General features: G+C 71.4%; 27 protein-coding genes. 8 read left to right on the top strand and 19 right to left on the bottom strand.

All coding sequences use genetic code 11. The features are described 5' to 3' along the window. Positions 1-127 precede the first annotated feature (127 nt). The 4 genes from BLQ34_RS09555 to BLQ34_RS09540 are packed head-to-tail and all read left to right on the top strand — an operon-like array spanning position 128 to position 3,408. Entirely contained in the window at positions 128-511 is a 384-nt protein-coding gene (locus tag BLQ34_RS09555) for a DUF3499 domain-containing protein (RefSeq protein ID WP_091784565.1), read from the top strand. A gap of 36 nt (positions 512-547) precedes the next feature. Beyond that, positions 548-1,990, top strand: coding sequence for a phosphomannomutase/phosphoglucomutase (locus tag BLQ34_RS09550; protein WP_091784563.1), 1,443 nt, complete (start codon positions 548-550; stop codon positions 1,988-1,990). After that, entirely contained in the window at positions 1,990-2,196 is a 207-nt protein-coding gene (locus BLQ34_RS09545) for a Trm112 family protein (protein ID WP_231961004.1), read from the top strand. The genes BLQ34_RS09550 and BLQ34_RS09545 overlap by 1 nt, the downstream gene beginning before the upstream one ends. Positions 2,197-2,214: 18 nt before the next feature. Continuing rightward, positions 2,215-3,408: an SIS domain-containing protein gene (locus tag BLQ34_RS09540; protein WP_091784560.1), complete on the top strand. Its 1,194-nt coding sequence runs from the start codon at positions 2,215-2,217 to the stop codon at positions 3,406-3,408. 94 nt (positions 3,409-3,502) lie between these two features. Here BLQ34_RS09540 and BLQ34_RS09535 read toward each other — a convergent pair whose 3' ends face one another. From BLQ34_RS09535 to BLQ34_RS09520, 5 genes are read right to left on the bottom strand one after another with little or no spacing between them, the layout of a single operon-like run. After that, positions 3,503-4,195, bottom strand: coding sequence for a TetR/AcrR family transcriptional regulator (locus BLQ34_RS09535; protein WP_172829328.1), 693 nt, complete (start codon positions 4,193-4,195; stop codon positions 3,503-3,505). Further along, the gene (locus tag BLQ34_RS19290) at positions 4,170-4,601 is read right to left on the bottom strand and encodes a DCC1-like thiol-disulfide oxidoreductase family protein (RefSeq protein WP_231961003.1); all 432 of its coding nucleotides are present in this window, start codon (positions 4,599-4,601) and stop codon (positions 4,170-4,172) included. The genes BLQ34_RS09535 and BLQ34_RS19290 overlap by 26 nt, the downstream gene beginning before the upstream one ends. Further along, entirely contained in the window at positions 4,598-4,759 is a 162-nt protein-coding gene (locus tag BLQ34_RS18780) for a hypothetical protein (protein ID WP_157692976.1), read from the bottom strand. Before BLQ34_RS18780 ends, BLQ34_RS19290 begins: the two co-directional genes overlap by 4 nt. Then, positions 4,756-5,184, bottom strand: coding sequence for a hypothetical protein (locus tag BLQ34_RS09525; RefSeq protein WP_157692975.1), 429 nt, complete (start codon positions 5,182-5,184; stop codon positions 4,756-4,758). Before BLQ34_RS09525 ends, BLQ34_RS18780 begins: the two co-directional genes overlap by 4 nt. Beyond that, positions 5,181-5,609 (bottom strand): hypothetical protein, encoded by a 429-nt coding sequence (locus BLQ34_RS09520; RefSeq protein ID WP_091784549.1) that lies wholly within the window; start codon positions 5,607-5,609, stop codon positions 5,181-5,183. The genes BLQ34_RS09525 and BLQ34_RS09520 overlap by 4 nt, the downstream gene beginning before the upstream one ends. A gap of 147 nt (positions 5,610-5,756) precedes the next feature. On the opposite strand from BLQ34_RS09520, the gene BLQ34_RS09515 reads away from it, so the two are divergent. From BLQ34_RS09515 to BLQ34_RS09505, 3 genes are read left to right on the top strand one after another with little or no spacing between them, the layout of a single operon-like run. Beyond that, positions 5,757-6,755 (top strand): asparaginase, encoded by a 999-nt coding sequence (locus BLQ34_RS09515; RefSeq protein WP_269457280.1) that lies wholly within the window; start codon positions 5,757-5,759, stop codon positions 6,753-6,755. Beyond that, on the top strand, positions 6,752-7,471 hold the full coding sequence (locus BLQ34_RS09510) for a copper homeostasis protein CutC (RefSeq protein WP_091784530.1): 720 nt from the start codon (positions 6,752-6,754) through the stop codon (positions 7,469-7,471). Before BLQ34_RS09515 ends, BLQ34_RS09510 begins: the two co-directional genes overlap by 4 nt. 8 nt (positions 7,472-7,479) lie before the next feature. After that, positions 7,480-8,412 (top strand): ROK family protein, encoded by a 933-nt coding sequence (locus tag BLQ34_RS09505; RefSeq protein WP_231961002.1) that lies wholly within the window; start codon positions 7,480-7,482, stop codon positions 8,410-8,412. A 100-nt stretch (positions 8,413-8,512) separates the two neighbouring features. Here the strand turns inward: BLQ34_RS09505 and BLQ34_RS09500 are convergent, their stop codons facing one another. The 14 genes from BLQ34_RS09500 to BLQ34_RS09435 form a co-directional block, all read right to left on the bottom strand. Beyond that, positions 8,513-9,040 carry a YbaK/EbsC family protein gene (locus tag BLQ34_RS09500; RefSeq protein WP_091784524.1) on the bottom strand — a complete coding sequence of 176 codons (528 nt, stop codon included), beginning with the start codon at positions 9,038-9,040 and terminating at the stop codon, positions 8,513-8,515. Positions 9,041-9,049: 9 nt separating this feature from the next. After that, entirely contained in the window at positions 9,050-10,468 is a 1,419-nt protein-coding gene (locus BLQ34_RS09495; RefSeq protein WP_091784521.1) for a hypothetical protein, read from the bottom strand. Positions 10,469-10,470: 2 nt separating this feature from the next. Continuing rightward, positions 10,471-12,771 carry a hypothetical protein gene (locus tag BLQ34_RS09490; protein WP_091784518.1) on the bottom strand — a complete coding sequence of 767 codons (2,301 nt, stop codon included), beginning with the start codon at positions 12,769-12,771 and terminating at the stop codon, positions 10,471-10,473. Between the two features lie 69 nt (positions 12,772-12,840). Then, positions 12,841-13,788 carry a DUF808 domain-containing protein gene (locus BLQ34_RS09485; protein ID WP_091784515.1) on the bottom strand — a complete coding sequence of 316 codons (948 nt, stop codon included), beginning with the start codon at positions 13,786-13,788 and terminating at the stop codon, positions 12,841-12,843. A 104-nt stretch (positions 13,789-13,892) separates the two neighbouring features. Next, on the bottom strand, positions 13,893-15,023 hold the full coding sequence (locus BLQ34_RS09480) for a WbqC family protein (protein ID WP_091784512.1): 1,131 nt from the start codon (positions 15,021-15,023) through the stop codon (positions 13,893-13,895). Then, positions 15,013-16,041: a glycosyltransferase gene (locus BLQ34_RS09475; protein ID WP_091784510.1), complete on the bottom strand. Its 1,029-nt coding sequence runs from the start codon at positions 16,039-16,041 to the stop codon at positions 15,013-15,015. Before BLQ34_RS09475 ends, BLQ34_RS09480 begins: the two co-directional genes overlap by 11 nt. Continuing rightward, positions 16,038-17,474 carry a lipopolysaccharide biosynthesis protein gene (locus tag BLQ34_RS09470; protein WP_231961001.1) on the bottom strand — a complete coding sequence of 479 codons (1,437 nt, stop codon included), beginning with the start codon at positions 17,472-17,474 and terminating at the stop codon, positions 16,038-16,040. Before BLQ34_RS09470 ends, BLQ34_RS09475 begins: the two co-directional genes overlap by 4 nt. A gap of 19 nt (positions 17,475-17,493) precedes the next feature. Further along, complete coding sequence (locus BLQ34_RS09465; protein WP_157692973.1) at positions 17,494-18,117, bottom strand: class I SAM-dependent methyltransferase; 624 nt, start codon at positions 18,115-18,117, stop codon at positions 17,494-17,496. 55 nt (positions 18,118-18,172) lie between these two features. Continuing rightward, positions 18,173-19,336 carry a DegT/DnrJ/EryC1/StrS family aminotransferase gene (locus BLQ34_RS09460; protein WP_091784501.1) on the bottom strand — a complete coding sequence of 388 codons (1,164 nt, stop codon included), beginning with the start codon at positions 19,334-19,336 and terminating at the stop codon, positions 18,173-18,175. Further along, positions 19,336-20,388: a glycosyltransferase gene (locus BLQ34_RS09455; protein ID WP_091784498.1), complete on the bottom strand. Its 1,053-nt coding sequence runs from the start codon at positions 20,386-20,388 to the stop codon at positions 19,336-19,338. The genes BLQ34_RS09460 and BLQ34_RS09455 overlap by 1 nt, the downstream gene beginning before the upstream one ends. Continuing rightward, a complete protein-coding gene (locus BLQ34_RS09450) occupies positions 20,385-21,389 on the bottom strand; it encodes a glycosyltransferase family 2 protein (RefSeq protein WP_091784495.1) in 1,005 nt (334 codons plus the stop codon). Before BLQ34_RS09450 ends, BLQ34_RS09455 begins: the two co-directional genes overlap by 4 nt. Further along, complete coding sequence (locus BLQ34_RS09445) at positions 21,386-21,787, bottom strand: DUF2304 domain-containing protein (protein ID WP_091784492.1); 402 nt, start codon at positions 21,785-21,787, stop codon at positions 21,386-21,388. The genes BLQ34_RS09450 and BLQ34_RS09445 overlap by 4 nt, the downstream gene beginning before the upstream one ends. Continuing rightward, positions 21,784-22,524, bottom strand: a complete 741-nt coding sequence (locus tag BLQ34_RS09440; protein ID WP_231961000.1) for a glycosyltransferase family 2 protein — start codon at positions 22,522-22,524, stop codon at positions 21,784-21,786. The genes BLQ34_RS09445 and BLQ34_RS09440 overlap by 4 nt, the downstream gene beginning before the upstream one ends. A 159-nt stretch (positions 22,525-22,683) precedes the next feature. Beyond that, positions 22,684-22,983 (bottom strand): hypothetical protein, encoded by a 300-nt coding sequence (locus tag BLQ34_RS09435; RefSeq protein WP_091784485.1) that lies wholly within the window; start codon positions 22,981-22,983, stop codon positions 22,684-22,686. 213 nt (positions 22,984-23,196) lie between these two features. Between BLQ34_RS09435 and ahcY the strand changes: the two genes are divergently transcribed. Then, complete coding sequence (gene ahcY, locus BLQ34_RS09430; RefSeq protein WP_091784482.1) at positions 23,197-24,630, top strand: adenosylhomocysteinase; 1,434 nt, start codon at positions 23,197-23,199, stop codon at positions 24,628-24,630. Positions 24,631-24,663 lie beyond the last annotated feature (33 nt).

Below are 24,663 nucleotides of genomic sequence, written 5' to 3'. Positions count from 1 at the left end.
CACCGCGGCCGCGACGGTCGCGGTGGGCAGCACCGGGGCGCCGGGCGGGGGAGCCTGACGAAGTCACCCTCGCACCCTACGGCGTGCCGAGCCGGGAGCCCCGCAGCGCTGGCATAGAGTCCGCGATGTGAGTCTGTCCAGGAGGTGCTCCCGCACCGCGTGCTCCAAGCCCGCCATCGCGACGCTCACCTACGTCTACGGCGACCAGACCGCGGTGGTCGGCCCGCTGGCGACCTTCGCCGAGCCACACACCTACGACCTGTGTGCCGACCACGCCGATCGGCTGACGGCCCCACGGGGCTGGGAGATCGTGCGGCTGTCGGGTGAGTACGTCGAACCCGAGCCCTCCCACGACGACCTGCTCGCGCTCGCCAACGCGGTCCGCGAGGCGGGGCGTCCACGGCTCGGTGAGGCGCCGGTGGCGACCCGGCCACGACCGGCCGACGAAGACGCGTCCGGGGCGATCGAGACCGGTCGGCGAGGGCACCTTCGGGTCCTGCGGGACTCCTGACCGACCCCGGCTCGGCTGCCCGCTAGGGTTTCCGGCGTGCCGAAACCCGTGCTGTCCGACTTCGTCAAGGCCTATGACGTCCGAGGCGTGGTCCCCGACCAGCTCAACGTCGACGTGGCGTGGGCGCTGGGCGCGGCCTTCGCGCAGACCGTCATCGGGCCTGAGGGCGCGTCAGGTGTCGTCATCGGCCACGACATGCGGCCGTCCTCGCCGGAGCTGTCGCGGGCGTTCGCCGCGGGGGTGACCGCGCACGGGTTCGACGCCACCCTGATCGGGTTGTGCAGCACCGACGGGCTCTACTACGCCAGCGGTGCGCTCGACCTTCCGGGCGCGATGTTCACGGCCTCCCACAACCCGGCGCAGTACAACGGCATCAAGCTCTGCCGCGCGGGCGCCCGGCCGGTCGGTCAGGACTCCGGCCTCGCGGACGTGAGCGCGTTGGCCCAACGGCTGCTCGACACGGGCACCAGCGCGGGGCCGGTCGACGGGCCGGTCGGCACGGTGGTCGAGCGCGACGTCCTAGCCGACTACGCAGCCTTCCTGCGCGGGCTGGTCGACCTGTCCGGGGTCCGGCCGCTCAAGGTGGTCGTCGACGCGGGCAACGGCATGGGCGGCCACACCGTGCCGGCCGTGCTCGGCACCGCCGCCGGTCTGCCGGGACTGCCCCTCGAGGTCGTGCCGCTCTACTTCGAGCTCGACGGCACCTTCCCCAACCACGAGGCCAACCCGCTGGAGCCGGAGAACCTGCGCGACCTGCAGGCCGCCGTGGTCGAGCACGGCGCCGACCTGGGCCTGGCGTTCGACGGCGACGCCGACCGGTGCTTCGTCGTCGACGAGCGCGGCGAGCCGGTCAGCCCGAGCGCCATCACCGCCCTGGTGGCGACGCGTGAGGTCGCCAAGGAGGTGGCCGGCGGCACGCCGGCCGCCGACGTGGCCGTGGTCTACAACGTCATCTCGTCGGCCGCGGTGCCGGAGATCATCGCCGAGCAGGGCGCGCGCGGAGTGCGCACCAGGGTGGGGCACTCGTTCATCAAGGCCGAGATGGCCCGCGAGGGTGCCGTCTTCGGGGGCGAGCACAGCGCGCACTACTACTTCCGCGACTTCTGGTTCGCCGACACCGGCATGCTCGCGGCGATGCACGTGCTGGCCGCCTTGGGTGAGCAGGCCGAGCCGCTGAGCCGGCTCACCGCCGCCTACAGCCGGTATGCCGCGTCCGGCGAGATCAACTCGACCGTCGCCGACGCGGCGGCCACCACTGCCACGGTCCGCGCGTGGGCGACGGAGCGGGGGGCGCAGCTGGACGAGCTGGACGGCCTCACCGCCACCCACCCGGCGACCCCGGAGGCGCCGATGTGGTGGCTGAACCTGCGGGCCTCGAACACCGAGCCGCTGCTGCGCCTCAATGTCGAGGCGGCCGACCGAGACACGATGACCCAGGTGCGAGACGATGTGCTCGCACTGGTGAGAGGAGAACGCTGATGGCGCCAGGACAGGGACAGGACGTGCGGATCGAGCCGTGGCTGCGGGAGATCCTGAGGTGTCCCGCCTGCCGTTCGGAGCTCGCCGACGCAACCGTCGAGGGCAAGCCCGAGCTGCACTGCACCAACGCCGAGTGCGGCCTGCAGTACCGCATCGACGACGGCGTGCCGGTGCTGCTGGTCGACGAAGCCCGCAAGCCGGCCTGACGGACGACCGGCGCGACGATGGCCTCCTTCTTCGACGAGTCGCGCGTCGACAGTGACGATGCGCTGGCCGCGCTCGACTCGCACCAGACCCTGCGGGGGCTCGCGACGTCGGGCGCCCAGGTGCGCGAAGCGGTGTCGCTCGCCGAGGAGGCCGGCATCGAGCGGGTCGCCGGGGGTGAGCGACCGCGGTCGGTGCTGGTGGCGTCGCTGGGCGGATCGGCTGTCGTCTGCGACGTCCTCGAGCTGCTGGCCGAGCCGGGGTCGCCGGTGCCGGTCAGCGTGCGTCGCAACGTGCCGCTGCCCGGCTGGGTGGGGCCGCTCGACCTGGTGGTCGCGGTGTCGCTCTCGGGTCGCGCGCCCGGTCCACTCGCGCTGGCGGCCGAGGCTGCCCGCCGCGGTGCCGCACTGCTGACCGTCGGGGCCGTGGAGTCGCCGCTGGCCGAGGTGACCGCCCGGGCCAGGGGGGTGCACATCGGCATCGGCCGCGGGCGGACGACGTCACGCACGGCGTTGTGGTCGCTGCTCGCGCCGGTCCTGCTCGGCGTCGGGCACCTCGGCCTGGTCGATGTCGACGCGCGCGTGCTGGCCCAGACCGCCGACCGCCTCGACGAGCTGGCCGAGACCTGCCGCCCGTCGTCGGAGTCCTTCGTCAACCCGGCCAAGGTGCTGGCCGCTGACCTCGCCGAGGGCGTGCCGGTCGTGCTCGGCGACGGTCCCCTCAACGGCGTGGCCGCAGGACGCGCGGCCTCGATGCTGGCGCGGACGGCGCGGGTGCCGGCGACGTCGGGTGAGCTCCCTGACGACGCTGCGCAGATCGTGGCCTGTTTCGACGGCCCGTTCACGGCGGCCTACTCCGGAGGGCAGCCGTCGCCCGCGGGGGCCCGCTCGACCGACGACATCTTCGCCGACCCGTTCCTCGACGGACCTGCCGCGCCACGCCTCTCGCTGCTGATGCTGCGGGACGTGCTGCCCGACCCGATGACCCGCGAGGCGGACGAGGCGAGACACCTCGCCGAGGCCGTGACGACGGCCGCCCGGGAGGCCGGGGTGCGGGTCAGCGAGGTGACCGCCCAGGCGGGGCACCCGCTCACCCGGCTCGCGGGGCAGATGGCCACCACCGACTACGCGGCGACCTACCTCGCCCTCGGCCTCGGCCTCGATCCGGCGGTCTCGCCGCACGTGGCCGACCTCCGCGACCGCGCCGGCGGCTAGGGGCGACCGCACCCACCCAGGGACGCGGCCGATTGGCCGGGTCCCCGCGCCATCCCTCCGCCGGGCGGGCAGGAGAGCGGCCGATGGGCCGGTCTCAGGAGCGGACGGAGCGGATCAGCTCGGTGATGTCGCCCACGACCCCGCGCATGCCAGGCAGGCGGCTCAGCCGCACGAGCTTGTCGACCAACGGCACCACTTGGCGCACCAGGGCGCGGGTGCGCTTCTGGCCGTCGCTGGAGTCGTGCACCCAGAACAGCACCACCCCCATCTGGAGCAGCCACAGCAGCTCGGGCAGTTCAGCGCGGATCACCGCCGGCACCTTGAGGTCCGAGCCCTCGACGACCTGCCGGAACAGGCCGATGCTGGCCTCCCGCGCCCCCTTGGACTCGCTGCTGAACGGGGAGAGCGGGCTGGTCGGCTCGGCGGCCACCTTGAAGAACTTGCCCGCGAACTCGTGGAACGACTCGGCCACGTCGACCCACGTGATGAGGACGGCGCGGAGCCGGTCGGCGAACTTGTCCGTGCCGCCCAGCGCGTCCTGCGCCGCAGCCGCGTGCTCGACCTGGATCTGGTCGTAGAACGCCTGGACCAGGTGCTCCTTGGACGCGAAGTAGTAGTAGGCGTTGCCGATGCTGACCCCGGCCCGGTCGGCAACAGCGCGCATCGTGGTCTTGTCGTAGCCGCGCTCGCGGAACAGCTCCTGGGCGGCGGTGGCGATGGCGGCTCTGGTCTGCTCACCACGGTCGGACCGGTTCGCCGGGTCAGACCGGTGCGCAGTGTCCGTCACAGTCGTCAGCGTAACCACCCCCTCTGGTCGGGCCGGACGGACGCGCGGCGGGCACGGACGTCGTGGTGAGCGAGGCGCGCAGCCCGGCCGCGGCATACGCCATGGCCCTGGCGACCGGGAGGCCGACGGGTGTGGACAGCCGGGTGGCGAGGTCGCGGTGCTCGACGGTGGCCCAGAGGCAGGTGACCCAGGCGCTCGCGCCGGTCCACACCGCGCCGGTGTCCGCCACCACGGTGATCTCGCGCAGCGTGGCGTCGTGGTCGAGGTGGGGGAGCAGCCGGAGCGCCTCGGGCGAGCCGGCGGCGACCGCCGTGACCGGTATGAGGTGTGGTTGCTCGACGAGCCAGGTGCGGAACCGCGAGCACATCGGGCAGCCGGCGTCGTAGAGCACCCAGAGCCGGTTCACGCTCGGTCCCACCGACGGCGCGGCGCGAGGATCGCGGCGCACAGCAGCACGCCCATCTCCGCGTCCACCAGGGCCCACCCGACCATTGCGGCGGCGTACGCGACGGCCGGCCCCAGCAGTGACCACGTCACGGCACTGGGTTCACCGGCCCGGCTCATGCCGGGCCCGGCCGGGGGTCGACGGTGGCCACGGCGACGGCGAGCGCTACCGCGACCGGGAGCACGAACACGCCGATGCTGAGGAGGCCGAGGACGGCCAGCGCACCGCACGCGGCGACCGCCACCCAGGCCCCCGCGAGCAGCCACCGCCCGGGCCGGGATCGTGCGCCGACCCGCCCCCGCACCAGCAGCAGGGCCGCGACGGCGAGGCTGGCCAGGAGCGGGAGCGCCAGCACGATCAGCACGCCCGAGCCGTTCTCCTGCACGAGCGTGGCCGAGCTGGTGGTCTCGGTCGTGGTGCCGTCGGAGGTGGTGGTGGCCGAGCTCCCCGAGTAGACGGGCAGGGTCACGGCGCCGAGGAGGAGCGCCACCGACCACAGGCCGGCGCCGACCACCGCCACGCGGGTGCGGGTGCGGGTGCTCATGCCGAGGCCGGCGGAGGCGTCCACGGCTGGGCCGGCTGGGTCCAGGCCTGCGGGGGCACCGGGGGAGTGGCCATGGCGTCGAGCCGGCTGCGCCGACGGATCCGGTTGAAGACGTAGACGTTGGTGAGGTGCACGACCCCCAGCATGAGCAGGACGACGCCGAGCTTCACGCTGACGACCTCGACGACGTCGCGGGCGCTGCTGAGGTCGTCGCCGACCCTGAGGTAGAGCGCGACGACGCCGAGGTTGAGCAGGTAGAAGCCGACGACGAGCAGCTTGTTGACCGCCTCGGCCAGCTCGTCGTTGCCGTCGAACACGTCGACCAGGAAGACCCGGCCGTTGCGCGACAGGGTCGAGCCGACCCAGATGGTCAGGGGGACGGCGATGGCGAGGTACAGCACGTATGCAATGACTGCGTGGTCCACGAGGACTCCTTTGAACGTGTTCAAGTTGATGACCGGAACGGTAGCAGAGCCCTTTGAACATGTTCAAGTCCGGCGTGCACGAGGGTGCCGGCGGATCGCCGCGGCCCGGCGCTGCAGCGTGCCGTGACCACCCGGCATACTCGGGCCGTGGTCGCCACCCCTGCCGGTCCGTTCGCCGAGCTCGCCGTCGTCACCCGCTCAGGGATGGTCGAGAGCCGCCACTACGGATCGCTCGTGGCGATGCGGCCGGACGGCAGCACGGCCCTCGCGCTCGGCACCGCCGACGCGCCGGTGCTGCCCCGTTCCACCGCCAAGCCGTTCCAGGCCGTTGCCTGCCTCGCGGTCGGGACGCCACTGGACGGGCCGGAGCTGGCCATCGCCGCGGGCAGCCACACCGGCCAGGACGAGCACGTGCGCGTGGTGCGCGCCCTCCTCGACCGCGCCGGCCTCGACGAGGATGCCCTCGGCTGTCCTCCGGACCGGCCCGAGGACCAGGAGACCTACGAGCGGCTGGTGCGCGAGGGGGTCGGGACCGCGCGGATCCGGATGAACTGCTCAGGCAAGCACGCCGCGATGCTGCTCGCCTGCGCGACGAACGGCTGGCCCACCCGCGACTACCTCGACGCCGACCACCCACTCCAGCGCGAGGTGCGGCTCACCGTCGCGGAGCTGACCGGCCTGGACGTCACCACCGCGGCGGTGGACGGGTGTGGCGCTCCGTTGTTCTCCACGTCGGTGCGCGGGCTGGCGAGGGCGTTCGGCTCGCTCGTGCTGGCCGAGCCGGGCAGCCCGGGTGCCCTGGTCGCCGACGCGATGCGGGCCCACCCGCTCCACGTCGGCGGCACGGGGCAGGCCAACACGACCCTGATGACCCAGGTGCCGGGAGCGCTGGCCAAGGGCGGCGCCGAAGGCGTCATCGGCGTGGCCGGCCCGGACGGTGCGGCGGTGGCGATGAAGGTGGTCGACGGGAGCCCTCGGGCCACGACGGTCATCGCGCTGCACGTCCTCCAGGCGATGGGCGCGGACGTGTCGCAGGCCGGGGAGCTGACCGAGGTGGCTGTCCTGGGAGGTGGGGCACCGGTCGGTCGGATCCAGCCGGGTGCCGACCTGGAGCGGGCCCTGGCCACGCTGGAGGCGACGCGGTGACTCTCCTCGAGATCTGCCTCGACGACGTCGACGGCGCGCCCGTGGCGGAGGACGCCGGAGCCGACCGCCTCGAGCTCTGCGCCGACCTGCGGTCGGGCGGCACCACGCCCAGCATCGGCACGCTCGAGGCGGTGCTCGACTCGGTGCGCCGCGTGGGGGTCCAGGTGCTGGTCCGCCAGCGACCCGGCGACTTCGTCTACAGCGCGGGCGAGGTCCGCGCCATGGAGCTCGATGTCCGAGCCATCGTGGCGGCCGGCGCTGCGGCCGCGGTGCCCGTGGGAGTCGTCGTGGGCGCGCTGACCCGAGCCGGCGCAGTCGACCGGGAGGTGACCGCACGGCTGGTGGACGCAGCGGCGGGGACGCCGGTGACGTTCCACAAGGCGTTCGACGACTGCGTCGACCAGCTGGCGGCACTCGACGACCTGGTGCACCTGGGGGTGCAGCGGGTGCTGACCTCCGGTGGCCGGGCCACCGCGCTGGAGGGGGCCGACATGCTGCGCGAGCTCGTGGCCAGGGCCGACCAGCGGATCACCGTCCTCGCCGGCGGTCGGGTGCGGGCCGACCACGTGCAGCGCCTGGTCGCCGACACAGGGGTCGGCGAGGTGCACCTGCGAGCAGTCGGCCGCGACCTCCCCGGCGCCCAGGGCCAGGTCACCTCGGGTGAGGTCGTGGCCGCGGTCCGGGCCGCCCTCGGCGCGGACCGGGAGACGGCATGAGCCCGGCGGTGGCCACGCGCGTCGTCCTGGCCGTCGACCTCGGGGGCACGACCATGAAGGGGGTCGTCGTCGACGAGACCGGCCGCGAGGTCGCCGACCTCGAGCGTCCGACACCGACGGCCGGCGTGGTCGAGGCGCTCGGTGACCTGCTCGGCGAGCTGGGTTCGGTCGCCCGCGGCCAGGGACTCACCCCGGTCGGGGCGGCCGTGGTCTCGCCCGGGTCGGTCGACGAGGGGCAGGGAGTGGTGCGCTACGCGTCGAACCTCGGCTGGCGCGACGTGCCGCTGCGCGACCTGCTGGAGCCGGCCGTCGGTCTGCCGATCGCGGTCGCCCACGACGTGCGCACGGCGGGTCTGGCGGAGTGGCGGTTCGGCGCTGCCCGCGGGTCCGACGACGTCGTGCTCGTGCCGATCGGCACCGGGGTCGCCGCCGCAGTGGTCAGCGCGGGCGGGCTCGTCACGGGCGCGACCGGTACGGCCGGCGAGTTCGGCCACATCCCGGTCGTGCCCGACGGTGAGCCGTGTGCCTGCGGGCAGCGTGGGTGCCTCGAGGTCTACGCGTCCGGGGCCGGCGTCGCGCGACGGTATGCCGCCCGCACCGGGTCGGTGGCGACCGCACGTGAGGTGGTGGCCCGGCTGGGCTCCGACCCGGATGCCGACGAGGTGTGGGCCGAGGCGGTCACGGTGCTCGCCCGGGGGCTGGCCATCCTGACCCTGCTGCTCGACCCGTCGGTGATCGTGCTCGGTGGCGGGTTCTCCCACGCCGGTGAGGCGTTGTTGGTGCCGCTCGGGGCCGAGCTGCGCGACGGGCTCGCCTGGCGCGCACCGCCCGAGGTGGCGGTCAGCCGGCTCGGCGACCGGGCCGGTCGGGTGGGTGCGGCCGTCCTCGCCTTCGAGGCGGCTGGGCTCGGCGACCTCGTGACGGCTTGGCCGACGTCCTGACGATCGGCGCCGGACTTTCGGCCAACCGCCCGCACCCGGGCCGCCGGGACCGCCCTGACGTGAGACTTTCGGCCAAGTGGCCGGAACCTGGGGTAGTGGCTCAGAGGGCGAGCGCGAGCACCTCGGCCGAGGGCAGCGCGGCCAGCTCGGCAGCGGGGACCAGCACCTTGCTGCCCCGGATGCCGCTCCCGATCACCACGTCGCCGGCCGCCACGACCGCCTCGTCGACCAGGATCGGCCAGTCGGCGGGGAGCCCGATCGGGGTGATGCCGCCGTACTCCATCCCGGTCAGCGACACGGCCGTGTCCATCGGCGCGAAGCTGATCTTGCGCACGTCCAGGTGGCGGCGGATCGCGCCGTTGACGTCGGCGCGCATCGACGCGAGCACCAGCACCGCGGCATACCGCACGTCACCGCCGCGCTTGCCGGCGACGACGACGCAGTTGGCCGAGCTCTCCATGGCCACGTCGTAGGCCGCGCAGAACGCGGCGGTGTCGGCGAGGTCGGCATCGATCGGCGCCACCCTGGCCGACGGCGTGCCGGCGATCGCGGCGGCCACCGGCGCGGCCAACAGGTCGGGGTGCCCGGCGGCGGGCTCCCAGGTCAGGTTTCCCTCGGCGCTGCTCATGACGCGAGGCTAGCCCGGCGGCGGCTGGAGCAGCAGGTAGCCCCGGTCGCGGCCGACGACCGTCCACCGGGCGTCGCGCACCAGTGCCTGCGCCAGCGGGGTGTCCGAGCCGATCAGGGCAGCCGCGGGACGGTGCTGCTCGACCGATGCCTGCCAGCCCTCCTCGGCCCGGAGCGCCCGAAGGTAGGCCCGCGCGGCCTCCGGTCCGTAGAGCTCCGCCCTGGTGTCGGCGGTCGGTTGCAGCTCGGGGAACGACCAGAGCAGCCAGCCGCCGAGCAGGTCGTCGTCGTAGACCACGGCGCCAGCGGGAAGCGCGCGCAGAGCGGGGGTGAGCGCGGTGGGCACGCCGACCGGCTCTCTCGGTCCGGTCCAGGCCAGGACCGCCCCGACGGCGACGGCGACGGCGACCAGGGCGGCGACCACGGCGGGCTCCCGTCCCCTCTCGGGCCGGGCGCGACCCAGCAGGCGGTCGACGGCCTCGGCCGCCAAGGGCGCCACGATGATCGCACCGAGCGCCACCCCGCGGGCGGTGCTGAGACCCCAACCCAGCCCGACCAGGAGGACGGCGGCCCGCGCCCAGGTGACCAGGTCACGACGCACCACCCAGGTCGCGAGGACCGCCAGGGCGAGTGCCAGGAGGGCGAGGGTCGCAGGCTCGGTGAGGCCGGGGCGGCGCCACTCCTGGATGTAGGGGCTCACCGCCCGCACGGTGCCGAACGTCTCGAGCACCCGAGGTCCGAGCGGGGTCAGCAGGGCCGCCAGGCCGGACAGCAGCGGCACGGCGAGCAGCCGGGTCCCCAGCCGGAGGTCGACCCGCCGGTCGGCGGCCAGCCCCGCGACGACGGCGACGCCGAGCATCACCCCGACGACCCAGGTGCCGTGGCTGCTCGCCCAGGCCCAGGTGAGCGGGACCAGCCACCACCGCACCCGCAGGTCGCGGGTGGTCGAGAGCCAGGCCGAGGTCGTGACGGCGAGCAGCGCGAAACCGACGAGCTGCGGCCGCGGGCTGAGGCTCGCTGAGCTGCCCAGTACGGTGACGGCCGTGACGAGGGCGGCGGCCAACGGTCCTGCCTGGCGGCGGCACCCGACATACACGGCGAGACACACGGCGACCCGGCCGAGGTCCGCGAGGAACGTCACGGCAGCCAGCCCGCCCCAGTCGTGGGCGATCGACAGCCCGAGCTCGGGCAGCCACTGGGTGAGCACCCACGGCTCGGTGGTGAACGGGGACAGGGGGTCGGGGCCGGCGAACTGCCCGGTGGCGCGGAGGTGGTCACCGGCCAGCACGTGCCAGAGCGTGTCGGGGTCGGCGATGCCGGAGCCCGCGGTGCGGGTCAGGGCCAGCAGCATCAGCCCGAGCAGCCCGACCGGCGCCCAGCGCAGGACCCCGGTGGGCGCGGGGCCGCGGGCCGGGCGCAGGTCGGGCACGGTCAGCGGCCGGACGGCGGCGAGTCGGCGGCGAACTGCTGCCCCGTGGTCGCGTTGGCCGATCCGGTCGCGCTCTCGACCCGCAGGTTGTCGAACCGCAACGAGGCCACTGCGCCGTCCTCGCCGGGAATGGCGGTCACCTCGGCGGCACTGGTCAGGGTGACCGTGCTCAGGCCGGGTGCGGCGTCGATGGTCAGCACGACGTGGGTCGGGGCGTCGGTGAGCGAGATCGTCGTCGACCCCTGGACCGGCCCGGTGACGGTGACCTCACCGGGCTTCCCGTCGAGGGCGACGAGGTCGAAGCTGACCGTGACCGTGCGTGCGGCGGAGCCCATGGTGGCGACCCGCAGGTCGGCGGTCGGCCCGGTCCACTGCCGCGGCACGCCGTCGCCGTCGAGGTCGACGAGCGACCCGCCGAGCGTCACCAGGGTGGGGCGCAGCACGTCGTCGCGCCGGGTCGCCTGCTCGGCGGCCGGCCGGGCGCGCGCCGCGTCGCGCAGCGGGGCGAGGGAGTATGCCGTGAGGCCGCCGTCGCGGGTCTGCGCGGTCGCGGGGCCGAGCGCCTTGGTGAGATCGGCCGTCGGGTCGGTCGCGGTCGCGGTCGAGTAGCCGGCGCGGTCGACCTCGACGGCGCAGAAGCCTGCCGCCGCGAGGTCGTCGAGCAGGGCGGGGGTGTCCCCGACGGGCAGGGCGAGCTGCCAGTCGGCGCGCGAGGTGCCGCGCATCGCGCCGTAGCTCCAGGCCAGGTCCTTCGGCGACGCGAGGGAGGGGAGGAAGTGGTCGTAGTCGCCCATCGCCCCGGCCGGCGGCTCCTCGGGGAAGCGGGTGACCGGGAGCTGGAAGACCGCGCACCCCGGACCGGTGGCCGCCCGCAGGTCCGACGTGAAGCGGGTGAGGTCCTGCTGGGTGGCGCGCAGGGCGGTGTAGTCGGGGGCCACGCCCGGGTTCGTCTGGTCGAGGACGCCCAGCAGGATCAGCCCGGCGGCCAGTGGCCAGGCGGCACCACGGCTGCGCCCCGGTCGCGAGGCCCAGAGACCCACCGCGAGCAGCCCCAACAGCCCGATCACGACGACCAGCCGCGACCAGGTGCGGATCTGCGGGGTCACGAACAACGCGAAGAGGGAGCCGAGCCCGCCCTTGGTGTAGAAGGCCAGTGCCACGAGCAGCAGGGCGGTGAGCGAGCCGAGCGCGGCCGGCACGCGGTGACCGCTCGCGAGGTTGCGCACCGTCACCCAGAGCAGCCCGGTCACGCCGACCAGGGCCACGATGCCGAGGGCAGGGTGCTCCACACTCGGCGGCGCGGCATACCCGTAGGCGGTGGTGAGGAACGAGAACGGTTCGAACCGGTGCTCGTACCACGGGAGCACGAGGTCGATCAGCTTGCCGGAGTAGCGCTCGGCCTCGCCGATGGTGCGCTGGGCGGGCAGGTCGGACGTGATCACGTCGGCGGCGCGGCCCCGGGTGGTGAGGGCGAGGCTGATGACGCAGGGGAGGGCCACGAACAGGGCAGCTGCGACGCCGGGGACCAGCCCGACCGCCCGGCGGGTCCGCGCCATGCGGACGAGCAACGCCACCCCGAGCAGGACCAGGGTGAAGGCGACCCAGTAGACGTCGGACAGGCCGACGGCCACGGCGACCAGCACCGTGCGCAGGGCGAGCAGCACCGCGGGTCGGCGGCCCGGGCCGGGCTGGCGCAGGTCGCGGACCGGGGGCCACAGGATGGCGCCCTGCAGGGTGCGCAGCGCCAGCCAGAGGCCGAGCGGGACGACCCAGTAGGCCGCGATCCACGGGTGGCTGAACCAGGTCTGGTGCCCCGGCAGCACCGCGAAGAGCGTGCCGACCATGACGGCGGCGGGTCGGTGGGTGCCGAGCTGCCGGGCCAGCCAGTAGGCCGAGAGGGCTGCGGCCGGGAAGCCGGCGAGGAAGAAGAGGGTCGCGGCCGTCGCAGGGTCGTCGGTGAAGAGGCCGATGAACCGGATGGCTGCGAAGTTGAGCTGGTCGGCGGTCGCGAACCAGCTGCCGTTGAGACCGAACGGCGCGCCCACGTGACCGGTCGACTGGTAGCGGGCCCCGTCGAGGATGGCGGTGACCTGGGTGAGCAGCTGCGGGGAGTCACCGGCGAGGCTCAGCGGCGTGCCCGGGCGCCACTCCCACAGCCGCAACGCCTGCACCGCGGCGAGCAGGGACAGCACGGCGGCCAGCATCGGGCCGGCGCTGCGGGTCGCCCACGACCCCGCGCCCCGGTCGCCCACGGGCGCGACGGAGGGCACGAGGCTCTCCGGAGGGGCCTGCGTGGTCGTCATCCCCACGAGTATGGAGCCGGGCCGGGTCCCGGCCGCGCCGACAGGCCCACTTCCGACCGAAGGGACGAGTCAGTGCTCGCGGGCCGCGCCGCGCCGGGGGATGACGTGCATGACAGCGACGACGATCGAGCCCACGATCAGGCCGAGGATCGCCGACCCGACCGTGTTGGTCAGCCAGCCGAAGACGCCGCCCAGCGCGCCCGTCGCGTCGTGGACCGCCTCCTCGGCGTGGTGGACCCAGGAGTACGGCGCGTGCAGTCCGAGGTCGTCGAGGCCCACCAGCAGGATGTGGCCACCGACCCAGATCATCGCGGCCACTCCCACGACGGACAGGGTGGACAGCAGGCGCGGCATGGCCGCCAGCAGCCCCCGCCCGATGCTGCGGCTCGTCTGGGAGTCGCGCTCGGACAGGTGCAGGCCCACGTCGTCCATCTTCACGATCAGGGCCACGACGCCGTAGACGAGCAGGGTGATCGCGAGGGCGACCACGACCAGGATGATCGCCCGGCTGACGAACGGCTCGTCGGCCACCTCGTTGAGCGAGATCACCATGATCTCGGCCGACAGGATGAAGTCGGTGCGGATCGCGCCACTCGTGATCGAGTCCTCGTCAGCGACCTCACCACGCTCGTGCGCGGCGTCGGCGTCGGTCTCACCGTGCCCGGCGAGCCGCTCCCAGATCTTCTCGACGCCCTCGAAGCAGAGGTAGGTGCCACCGAGCATGAGCAGCGGGGTGAGCGCCACCGGGAAGAACTGGCTCAGCAGGATCGCCGCGGGGAGGATGAAGAGCAGCTTGTTGCGCAGCGAGCCGATCGCGATCTTCTTGATGATCGGCAGCTCGCGGGCGGGGGAGAGGCCCTCGACGTAGCGCGGGGTCACCGCCGTGTCGTCGACGATGACGCCGGCCGCCTTGACGCTGGCCCGGCTGGCGGCGGCGCCCACGTCGTCGACCGACGCCGCAGCGGCCTTGGCCAGCACGGCAATGTCGTCGAGCAGCGCGAAGAGTCCACCAGCCATCAGTTCACCGGGGGCATGAGTGCGGTCATGTCATGGGGTGCGGCCACGAGCCGAGCCTACCGGTCGATGTGATGGTGCCGGTTCCTCGCCGAGCCGGGTACCGGTCAGCGATACCGGAATCGCGTGAGCAGCTCGCGGGTGTCGCTCGGGCTGTTGTGCATCAGCACGTCGAGGATCGACAGTGACGGGACGAACGGTCGCGGCCCCTGGTGGTACGACACGCTCTCACTCTCGACGAAGCTGAGGTGGACTCCCTGGGCCAGGAACTGCTCCTTCTCGTAGAGCATCGCCCCGCCTGGTGCGTTGACGTACGCGGAATAGCCGAGGTCGCGGGTAATCGCCACGAGTCGATCCATTCGCTCCAATTCCTGTGTCTGAGGACTGAATGCGCTGGAGGTCGTGCAGCGGAGTGGGAGGTCCAGGTAGTCGTAGACCTGACGGACGGAGGCGATGGCGAGGTCAGCCACGCTGGCATATGTGGCCGTGAGGGTTCCCATGACGAGGTCGACCACTGGCTCCCTGAACGGAGCATGCGCATACGCCTGCACCAATGTCGCTCGGAGCTTGTCCAGCCACCGCTGGTCGATAGAGGTACCGATCTCGTTGATGCGCGCGTTCTGCGTGGCCTCGGCGAGCGGAATGGTGAACCGATGGGGCGCCCCGTTGACCAGCAGGTTGTTGCGGTTGACCCACCCACGTCGGATGTGTTGCACGTCGTCGTAGAAGACAAACGTGTCGCTGGCCTCGATGAGATGGAAGTAGCCGAGGTATGGAAAGACGTAGGGCTGCATGATCGCTGCTCTGAGTGGGCGGATCATCGTCACTTGGTCGCCCTCGCGCGATGCCTCGACAAAACCCAGCTGCGAGTAGAGGTCGAGGGCGGGATTGGCCGCGTTCACCACAAGGCGGATCGGCTTTGCCGTGCCACGTGCCGCAGCCATCAACGCCCGGAGTAACCGGCGTGCGTGGCCCTGCCCCTGCCGCGAGGTGTCCGTCCACACCATGCTCACAAAGAACTCGGCATCATTTTCGTAGTAGAGGACGAAGGAGACGAGCGAGTTGCCGTCCGCCACGTGAAGGTTTTGGCCCAAGCTCGTCACCTTGGCGGCGTAGGACGCCAGATCGGCAATGCGAATGTGGGCTGGGTCCAGATCCTGCAGCGCCGCGACGATGCTGCTCTCAAGCAGGCTCTCAGAAGAGAGCTCTAGGGAACGGACCTCTGAGCTATCCGACATCGATCCGCCTGTAGGTCAGCAGCTCACGACATCGCACGGCCGTTTCCGCGAACAACCGCATTCCCTTCGCCAGCAGTGGGATCCGGGCCGCACTGATCCAAGCGAGCCGCACGAGGGGGTGCACGCTGCTGAGCAGGGACCGCGAGGTGGACTCGTTCGAGCTGCAGGCCAACCGTGGCCTACCCGCCATTAGGCTCGACCAGACGACGGCGGAATCCGTGACCTGGTGCCCTCGGCGGGCGGCGACCTCGCTGCCGGGAATGCCGCGCCCCCTGGCTTCGTCAGCAAAGTCGTCGATCATCCGGTGCTGGTCGCGCACTCGCTCGACCTGGCGCTCGATGCCAACGTTCGTGACCGAGCCGGCGACCCGCCTGTATGCCGCCAAAGGCGTCGTATCGAAACCGAGGTCTCCGAACTGCGTCGCATAGAGACAGAGTGGCCAATCACCAACCGCATAGCCGCGCTCCAGGTGGCCCGACCGAACGTAGTCGGTGGCTACTGAACGTCGGAGGACGAGGGTGCAGGTCTGCACCAAGTTTCGCTCTAGAAGGTCGACGAAGCGTGTCGGTGTGGGGGCCACCTTGCGCACGCGCGTCGCGTAGCCAACGCGACCTCGCCACCCGCTTTGCGAAGGGATGACATGAGTGAAGTCCGTGTGGCTGCCAATGAGCCAGGGCTGAGCCCGAAGCTGGTTCAGCTGCGCACGGAGCTTGCCGGGAAACCACCAGTCATCGCCTTCGCAATAGGCGACGTACTCGCCTTCGGCGGCCAGCACGAGTCTTTTGTGGTTGGCGTGCATCCCGACGTTGGATTCGGACGTGACAACACGGACCAGGCCCGGGTGGCGGACTTCGAAGTCCCGGACGATGTGGAGGGTATTGTCCGTGGAGCAGTCCTCACCGACGAGCACCTCGAAGGGCTCGTCGAGGTGCTGGGACACGATGCTGTCGAGTGCTCGTCCGATGAATTGCTCATGGTTGTAGGCCATGACAAGAACGCTCACGAGTGGCTTGCTCACGGCGTGCTCCTCCCGGCGCGCATCATGTTCAGGGTGTCTCCAACTGCCGTCGCCCCGAGCAGTCGCGCCAGCAAGACATACCCCAAGCCGCCGACGCCGCCGAGAACGACGAGCTCGAGAGCAGAGTCACCACTCCAGACGTGCTGTGCGAGCCAGAGCAGACCACCAGTCGCGAGCGCCACACAGATGATCGGAAGGACCAGACGGGCCTGCTGCCGTGGTCCCACCCCGGTGACCTCCTCCGCGGCCCGGGCGTTGATCCAGGCCGCGACCAGGCCTATGACGATCTGTGCGCTCGCAACGCCACGTAGTCCGAAAAGGGCGCCGATCCCGATGAGCGCCACCGCGATCCCCTTCTTGACAAGGTCGATCCTGAACACGGTCCGGGCAGCCCCCACCGCATAGAGGGCATTGATGTTCATGACGTGCATCGGCCAGACAAGGCCGGCGACCGCCAGGAGGGTGAGGAGGGGCACGGCTTGGTCCCAGCGGGGCCCGTACAGGACGGTGACCAGGGGGCCGGCCAGCGAGGCCAGCAAGGCCATGACGACCGCGTTCACTGCCATCGCGGACCGCAGCGACGTGCGCAGGCCATTGGCCAGGGCCAGTCGGTTGTCGGAAGATCTCGCGAACAAGGGCAGGGCGACGCGTCCGACCACCGCAGATGCTGCGTCTGCCGGTAGCTGCTGGGTGGAGTCTGCTCGCATGTACTGCCCCAGCGGGGCTGGGCCGAAAACCCCACCGATGAGCAGCGTTTGACCGCGCCCGTACACCGCGTCGCAGACGTTTGCCGCCAGGACGAATCTCCCCATGCCGAGCAGGCGGCGAGCCGATTCGCCCGCCCAGTGGAACGACAGGCGCATCTGAGCTGCTAACCAAGCCCCGAGCGCGGTTGTCATGCTCATGACGACCGCCTGAGCGGCCAAGGCCCACACTCCTTGGTTGGAGATGGCCAGGGCCACGGCGACCAATCCCGACGACACAGTCCCGATGACGCCGACAATCACCAGCCTGCCGAATTGCAGCTCTCGCACGAGGAGCGCTGAGGGGACGCAACCCAGGGCGGTGAAGAAGATGCTGGCTGACATCAGCGCTGCCAGGGGACCTAGTGCCGGCTTGCCGAAGGCGCCCGCCAGCGGGACAGCCAGCAAGGCCCCAGCAACCGTGAGGCCCAGGCCCACCCCTGTAGAGGCCAAGAATGCGGTGCTGATGTCGGCGCGGCTCAGCTCGCGTGACTGGACGATCGCTGTGGTCAGACCGAGGTCGGCCACCACGCCGGCGAGGGAAACGTAGATGGCCAGGAGTGCGACCGTTCCAAAGTCGGCCGGAGTCAGGATTCGAGCCAGAAGCAACAGGACTACGAACTGAATTCCTTGGCGCAGCGCGAGGTCGGCGCCGCTCCCCAACGTGGCTCTGACCTCACGGCGCCTCACCACAGCGCGCCGGCTCCCGTCACCGCGTCGCCTCGACGATCAGATCGCCGTGGAAGCTTCGCTGTTCGAGGCCACGAAGGTCCTCGTGCTGACTCTCTCGCCAAGCCACACGTGTGACGTCGGCGAACCCCGCGGAACGGATGGCAGCGATGAGCTCCGGTTCGTCGTAGACAAACCGGTGACCCCATTGGCGCATACCCTCGTTGAGCATCTGTGCCGGAGTCGCTGGTGTCCAGCCCTGGTCAGTCCACTCTGTCGTCCGCCCGGCCAGGTACTCGTCCACGAGCCTGACAAGGTCTGGCGTACTGACCCGGAGCACTCCACCTGGTTTGAGCACACGCGCGCACTCGCGCAGAAATCGTGCGCCACGCTGACGGGTGACGTGCTCGATGAAGTGTTCGGTGAAGATCCGGTCGAGGGATGCGTCCTCGAACGGGAGTCGGGCGGTCAAGTCGAAGGAGACGACATCCGAGCCTCCGCCGAGGTCGAGGTTGGCCCAGCCGTCGAAGGTGTATGGCCCGCAGCCGAGGTGGACCTTGGTGTGCTCCGCGAGCTGCTTGGTCAGCCGTGGCCGCAGGACTCGCGACGAGACGCGAACTGGTGCCGCACGCAGGGTGCGGTAGCCCTCCATCAGCTGGCTCACGGTGAGCGGACTCTCCACGGTCAGGCCTCTCGTCGATGCGTCAGGTCCGCGCACATTACGGTCGACCGTCCACGGCGTCGCGGATGATCGAAACGACTCGCTCGATGTCGCTGTCGCTCACCGAGGGTCCGGTCGGCACAACGAGAATGCCCGCCGCGAGCCGTTCGGTGACGGGGAGTCGTTCCCCGGCCTTCGGGTCGGCTGAGGCGTAGGGCTGCATGCGGTGGACCCCCGGCCAGAAGTAGCGGCGGGCCAAGACGTCGTTCGCGTGCAGCCTGGCCAGGATGCCGTCTCGCGACGCGCGGTCGTTGTCCACCTCCAGGACGACGTACTGGTGGTTGTGCGCCTCGCCCGGATCTGGCTGAACCACCGAGACACCCGGCACGTCGCGCAGCAGATTGGTGTACGTGGTGTGTGCCCGCCGGTTCTCCTTCACCACGGTGTCGAGGTGGTCGAGGTTCACCAGCCCCATGGCCGCGCACACCTCGGACATCTTGCCGTTGGTGCCGGGGTGGATGACGTTGTCGTAGCCGGAGAAGCCGAAGTTCCGCATGAGGCGCGCGGTAGCAGCAAGCTCATCGTCGTCGGTGGCGATCGCCCCACCCTCGAAGGTGTTGAAGAACTTCGTGCCGTGAAAGCTGAAGACCTCTGCACGCCCGAAGCCACCGACCCGCTTCCCGCCGACGGTGCAGTCGAAGGCGTGGGCCGCGTCATACATGAGTTGCAGTCCGTGACGGTCCGCGAGGGACTGCAGCTCACCGACAGGCGCGGGGCGTCCCCAGAGGTGGACAGCGATGATGCCGGTCGTGCGCTCGGTGATGACGCGCTCGACCGCGGAGGGGTCGAGGTTGTGCGTGCGGGGGTCAATGTCCGCGAAGACAGGAGTGATGCCCTGCCAGCTGAGGGCATGCGCGGTAGCCACGAAAGTGAAGCTGGGCACGATGACTTCGCCGGTGAGCCCGAGGGCTCGGATGGCGATCTCGAGGGCCACCGTGCCGTTACACATCGCTATGCAGTGGCGCACGCCAAGCCGTTGAGTGAGGGTGTCCTCGAGCTGACGGACGAGGGGCCCGTCGTTGGTGACCCATCGCCGCGCGTAGATGCCGTCGATGAGGCGGTCCAGCTCCTCGCGGGGGCCGAGGTTGGGACGCCCGACGTGCAGCTGGCGGCCCGTGGGGACCGGATCGGTCAGCTGGTCGTGGTGCAGCTCGATGCTCATCAGATTGCCTCTCCTCGCCGCAACCTACCGGCGTCTGCGGCCGCCCTCGGCGTTATCGGGTGCCTGTCAGACATCAGCTGTCCGGGAAGGCCGGCCACGAAGGTAGCGGCAACCGACAGGGCGACGTCGCGAGTACACAGCGCGGACGCCACGATGGCGATGGCGCCGGGCTGGCTGTGCACCCGACGCCGCGTCCGGGCAAGGTCCACGGGTAGTGAAGCCCGATCCGCCAAGGTGTCGAGCATCGCGCTTCGCCACCCGAAGCTGGCGTCCCGGGCGGCCCGCAGGCAACTGGCCAGCCCGCTGTCGCCCTGGTAGTCAGCGGCGAGGGCACGTAGCTCGCGCACCAGGTCGCCAGGTCCGAACTGCCTATGGTTGTTCCCACTTTCGCCGACGACGTTGGACGCGTGCTGGACGTAGTCCTGGACCACCTCGTCCACCACGGCGTAGCTCCCCACCGCGACGGCGCACATCGCGAGCCAGTGGTCGTGCAGCTGGGTCACGGTGTGCAGTCGCGGGAACGGCAGGGCGACGTCGAGCAGGTCACGTCGGAACACGCACAGCGCACCCGAGACCTGGTTCTGGAGGAGGAGGGCACCCGGGGCGACGACTCGTCGTTCGGTGCGGGGTTGGAGCACGGCGCCGGTCCGGTCGTCCACGACGCGGGCCAGTCCGGTCACGAGCACCGACTCGCGGAGACCGGGGAGGAGCCGGGCGAGCTTGTCGTCGTACCACCGGTCGTCGTGGTCGCTCAGCGCGACCCACGTGCAGTCGTCGGGGACCTGCTCGAGCAGTCGTTCGAAGTTCAGGTAGAAGCCGACGTTGTCTTCCCAGCCCACCACGACGAACCGGTCGTCGCCGCCGACGGCCGCGGCGACGAGCTCTCGGACCTCGGTCACCCCGCTGTCAGCCCCGACCAGACAGACGAAGTTGCGGTGGGTCTGCGACTGGATGCTGCGCAGCTGGGTGGTGAACAGCTCAGGGTCGGGCCGGTATGCCGCGAGGACGACGGCCCCTCGGCCCGTCCCGGGAGCCGGGGTGGAAGCGCTCATGCGGACCTCGCCGGTCTGGCGACCGCGGTCCAGTAGGCCGCGAGCGCCGCGTTGAGGACGGACATGGCGGCGGGGGCGGCGGTGACGTCCTGCTGGATCCGCGGCTCGAGGCGGGCGGCCAGGGCGCGCCACTGCGTCGCGTCGGGCTGGACCCGGCGGCGACGGGCGGCGAGGCGGGGGGCGTGGGACAGCAGCCAGGCCCACGACCGCAGTTTCGACCCGGCCCACCCCTGCATCGCCGCCATCACGAGCAGCAGAGGCTCGGTCACCAGGATCGCGGGCAGCACCCGCACCAGCAGCGGCCGCGGGTAGGTCGTGAGGACCGTGACCAGCCGGTTGCGCTCCAGGAGGAACATCTTCTGCGGGTTCTTGGCGAACGAGTAGGCGTGGGTCGCGACGGCGCCGGGGTGATAGCTGACCTTCAACCCGGCGAGGCGGCAGCGGATGCTCAGGTCGGCGTCCTCGTGGTAGAGGAAGTAGGCCGGGTCGAGCCCCCCGAGCCGGTCCCAGACCTCACGCCTGACCGCGAACAGCGCTCCACTGACGGAGGCCACCTCGCGTGCCTGCCGGTGCCGGTCCACGTCCTCACCGTAGCCACCGGCCCAGCTGATCCCGAGGAAGTGGACCGGGTTGCCCGCCGCGTTGACGACCTCCGGGCGGTCGGCCATGACCACGAGTCCCGTGACCAGTCCGACCTCGGGCCGGCTGGCCTCGGTGCGCAGCGCCTCGAGCGACCCGGGCTGGACGACGGCGTCCGAGTTGACGAAGACGAGGACGTCACCGTCGGTGGCGTCGGCCCCGAGGTGGCAGCCGGCCGCGAACCCGCCGTTGCGTCCCGACGTGACGAGCCGGGTGCCGTCGAGCGGTGGCGGCGTGGTGATCCCGTTGTCGACGAGGACGACCTCGTCGCCGGGTGCCAGGTCGGCGCGGATCGCTGCCAGGCAGGCGGGCAGGTCCGGTTCGTCGCCGAAGCCGACGACCACGACGCTCAGGGTCGTCACGGCAGCCGGACCGGCTCCAGCGTCGACGGGTCGGGCTGGGCGGGGGAGTGGGGGGCTTCCACCGCGTCCAGCCGGGACTTCAGGAGGGCCACTTCCTCGGCGAGGACGCGCGTGCGCTCCTGGAGACGACCGGCCTCCGAGCTGAGCTGCATGAGCATGATCAGCATGGCCAGGATGCCGAGGAACAGGAGCAGGTTGAGCGGGACGACGACGCCGGTGGCCCGGGCAGCCATCCCGAGCAGGTCCGGGAAGAGCGCCAGCGTGGCGGCGCCCACGCCCACCGCGACCCACACCACGGCATACCGGCCGCGCAGGTAGCGGCGACGCACCATCTCGATGACGACGGCGACCAGCAGGAAGCCGCCCGCGACGCCGATCCAGTAGGCGTCGTGGCTCATGCCGCACCGTCCGGGGCCAGCGACCAGTCGCGCACCAGTCCGAGCACGACCACGACGCACGCCCGCGCGAGGTCGAAGGTCGACCCGATGATCCCTCGGCTGGGGTGTCCACCGAGCCGCGGACGCATGGCGACCGGCACCTGGGAGACCCGCAGACCTGCCTTGTGGGCGATCACGAGGGTCTCGAGGGTGTCACCGAGGTACTCGGCCGGGTAGTGCTGGGCGTAGACGCGGATCGCCTGCGGACCGGCCGCACGGAAGCCGGAGGTGGAGTCGTTCAGCCGGACCCCGAGGATCCACGACATCAGGCGGGCGAGGACCTGCATGGCCCAGTTGCGCGGTCCGCGGACGACGTAGTCGCCGCTGCCGGCGAACCGGGCACCGATCACCACGTCGGAGCCGGACAGGCCGGCGAGCAGCAGGGGGATCTGCGCGGGGTCGTGCTGGCCGTCGCCGTCCACCTGCACCACGGCGGCGTAGCCACCGCGGGCGGCGTGGCGGAAGCCGGTGCGCATGGCGCCGCCGACCCCGAGGTTGAACGGGAGGGTGGCGACGCGGGCACCGGCCCGACGCGCCACCTCGGACGTGCGGTCGCGGGAGCCGTCGTCCACGACGAGCACGTCGGCGTGGGGCACGGCGACGCGTACCGACGCGATGACACCGGCGACCGAAGCTTCCTCGTTGAACGCGGGGATGACGACGAGCAGCTTGCCCGCGCCTGCCGTGCCGCTGTCCACGTGGTGCTCCGCCTGTCGGAAAGGGCCCGACACAGTTCGGGCACGCTGACACAGTGGCAGTCCGGCAGCCCGATGTGGAGGGGTGCCGGGACGATCTGACCGAACGGCTGAGGCCATCCTCGTGGGATCGTCGCAGCACGCGGAATGCGGACGAAGCGGTCAGTCGTCGCCAGCGCCGTCGTCACCTGCGTCGCCCGCGCCGTCGTCGCCAGCGTCGTCGTCACCTGCGTCGTCGTCCGCGTCGGTGCCGGCCGGCTGGCCCTGGTCCATGCTGTTCGGGACCGGCTCGCCATCGGGGTCGACCTGGTAGTCGCCCTTGACCTCGTCCCAGGCCTCGAGCTTCTCCTCGTCGACGTCGAGCTCGACGGTGGTGGGCTCGTCCGCCGTGCCGTCACCCTCAGGGGTCTCGACGTCCGCGTCGGCGATCTCGCTGGGGACCCCGCTGCTGGGTTCGCTCATGGTGCTCCGTCCGTCGTTGGTGCTCCCTTCCTAGCGCCGGACGGCCCCACCCGCACCCCGGGCGGTGCCGGACGCCCGCGCGAGGTTGGGGGCTGGCGGCCCTCCTCCGGTAGAGTGGGCGACCGCCGGCGCGGGTGATACCCCGCTCTCACGTGTTCGCCCAGATGGGCTGCGCCGGGTCCGCAAACCACCAATCAAAGGAAGAGCTCAACCATGTCCTTCGACTACAAGGTTGCCGACCTGGGCCTCGCCGAGGCCGGCCGTCACCAGATCCGTCTGGCCGAGCACGAGATGCCCGGTCTGATGTCCCTGCGCGAGGAGTTCGGGGCGGCCCAGCCGCTCAAGGGCGCCCGCATCGCCGGCTCGCTGCACATGACCGTGCAGACCGCCGTGCTCATCGAGACGCTGACCGCGCTCGGTGCCGAGGTCCGCTGGGCCTCCTGCAACATCTACTCGACCCAGGACGAGGCGGCCGCCGCGGTCGTCGTCGGCAAGGGCACGCCCGAGGACCCACAGGGTGTCCCCGTCTTCGCCTGGAAGGGCGAGACCCTCGAGGAGTACTGGGACTGCACCGAGCAGATCCTCACCTGGCCCGGCGAGCACGGCGCCAACATGATCCTCGACGACGGTGGCGACGCCACGATGCTCGTGCACAACGGTCGGGCCTGGGAGACCGCCGGCCAGGTGCCCCCCACCGACGACGCCGACTCCGAGGAGGTCGGGGTCTTCAAGGAGCTCGTCCGCAAGACCCTCAAGGCCGACCCGACCAAGTGGACCAAGGTCTCCGAGGAGATCAAGGGCGTCACCGAGGAGACCACCACCGGTGTCCACCGCCTCTACGAGCTGGCCGCCACCGGTGACCTGCTCTTCCCGGCGATCAACGTCAACGACTCGGTCACCAAGTCCAAGTTCGACAACAAGTACGGCTGCCGCCACTCCGTCATCGACGGCCTGAACCGTGCGGTCGACGTCCTGATCGCCGGCAAGACCGCGGTCGTCGCGGGCTACGGCGACGTGGGCAAGGGCTGCGCCCAGGCGCTCGCGGCGCAGGGCGCCCGCGTGATCGTCACCGAGGTCGACCCGATCTGCGCGCTGCAGGCCGCGATGGAGGGCTACCAGGTCGCCCGCCTCGAGAGCGTCGTCGAGTCCGCCGACATCTTCATCACGACCACCGGCAACTTCAACATCATCACTGCCGACCACATGAAGCAGATGAAGAACAAGGCGGTCGTCGCCAACATCGGCCACTTCGACAACGAGATCGACATGGCCGGCCTGGCCAAGGTCCCGGGCATCACCAAGACCCAGATCAAGCCGCAGGTCCACGAGTGGGTCTTCGAGGGCGGGAACTCGATCATCGTGCTGTCCGAGGGTCGCCTGTTCAACCTCGGCAACGCGACCGGTCACCCGAGCTTCGTCATGTCGAACTCGTTCACCAACCAGACGATCGCCCAGATCGAGCTGTTCACGAAGACGAGCGACTACGACAAGCAGGTCTACGTCCTGCCCAAGCACCTCGACGAGAAGGTCGCCCGGCTGCACCTCGCCGCCATCGGCGTCGAGCTCACCGAGCTGACCAAGGAGCAGGCCGCCTACATCGGCGTCGACGTCGCCGGCCCCTACAAGCCGGAGCACTACCGCTACTGAGGCTCCGACCTCACCGGCGGCTCTGCCGCCACA

The sequence above is a fragment of the Pedococcus dokdonensis genome, from assembly GCF_900104525.1.
Lineage (GTDB): Bacteria > Actinomycetota > Actinomycetes > Actinomycetales > Dermatophilaceae > Pedococcus > Pedococcus dokdonensis.
This window is presented reverse-complemented; position numbering and strand designations above follow the sequence as displayed.

Excerpts from the sequence above, each read along its gene's own strand:
- ahcY (WP_091784482.1), top strand. The coding sequence starts at position 23,197 with ATGTCCTTCGACTACAAGGTTGCCGACCTGGGCCTCGCCGAGGCCGGC.
- BLQ34_RS18780 (WP_157692976.1), bottom strand. The coding sequence starts at position 4,759 with ATGAGCCGGGCCGGTGAACCCAGTGCCGTGACGTGGTCACTGCTGGGG.
- BLQ34_RS09490 (WP_091784518.1), bottom strand. The coding sequence starts at position 12,771 with ATGACGACCACGCAGGCCCCTCCGGAGAGCCTCGTGCCCTCCGTCGCG.
- BLQ34_RS09545 (WP_231961004.1), top strand. The coding sequence starts at position 1,990 with ATGGCGCCAGGACAGGGACAGGACGTGCGGATCGAGCCGTGGCTGCGG.
- BLQ34_RS09540 (WP_091784560.1), top strand. The coding sequence starts at position 2,215 with ATGGCCTCCTTCTTCGACGAGTCGCGCGTCGACAGTGACGATGCGCTG.
- BLQ34_RS09445 (WP_091784492.1), bottom strand. The coding sequence starts at position 21,787 with ATGAGCCACGACGCCTACTGGATCGGCGTCGCGGGCGGCTTCCTGCTG.
- BLQ34_RS09480 (WP_091784512.1), bottom strand. The coding sequence starts at position 15,023 with ATGTCGGATAGCTCAGAGGTCCGTTCCCTAGAGCTCTCTTCTGAGAGC.
- BLQ34_RS09500 (WP_091784524.1), bottom strand. The coding sequence starts at position 9,040 with ATGAGCAGCGCCGAGGGAAACCTGACCTGGGAGCCCGCCGCCGGGCAC.
- BLQ34_RS09455 (WP_091784498.1), bottom strand. The coding sequence starts at position 20,388 with ATGAGCGCTTCCACCCCGGCTCCCGGGACGGGCCGAGGGGCCGTCGTC.
- BLQ34_RS09485 (WP_091784515.1), bottom strand. The coding sequence starts at position 13,788 with ATGGCTGGTGGACTCTTCGCGCTGCTCGACGACATTGCCGTGCTGGCC.
- BLQ34_RS09525 (WP_157692975.1), bottom strand. The coding sequence starts at position 5,184 with ATGAGCACCCGCACCCGCACCCGCGTGGCGGTGGTCGGCGCCGGCCTG.
- BLQ34_RS09435 (WP_091784485.1), bottom strand. The coding sequence starts at position 22,983 with ATGAGCGAACCCAGCAGCGGGGTCCCCAGCGAGATCGCCGACGCGGAC.
- BLQ34_RS09460 (WP_091784501.1), bottom strand. The coding sequence starts at position 19,336 with ATGAGCATCGAGCTGCACCACGACCAGCTGACCGATCCGGTCCCCACG.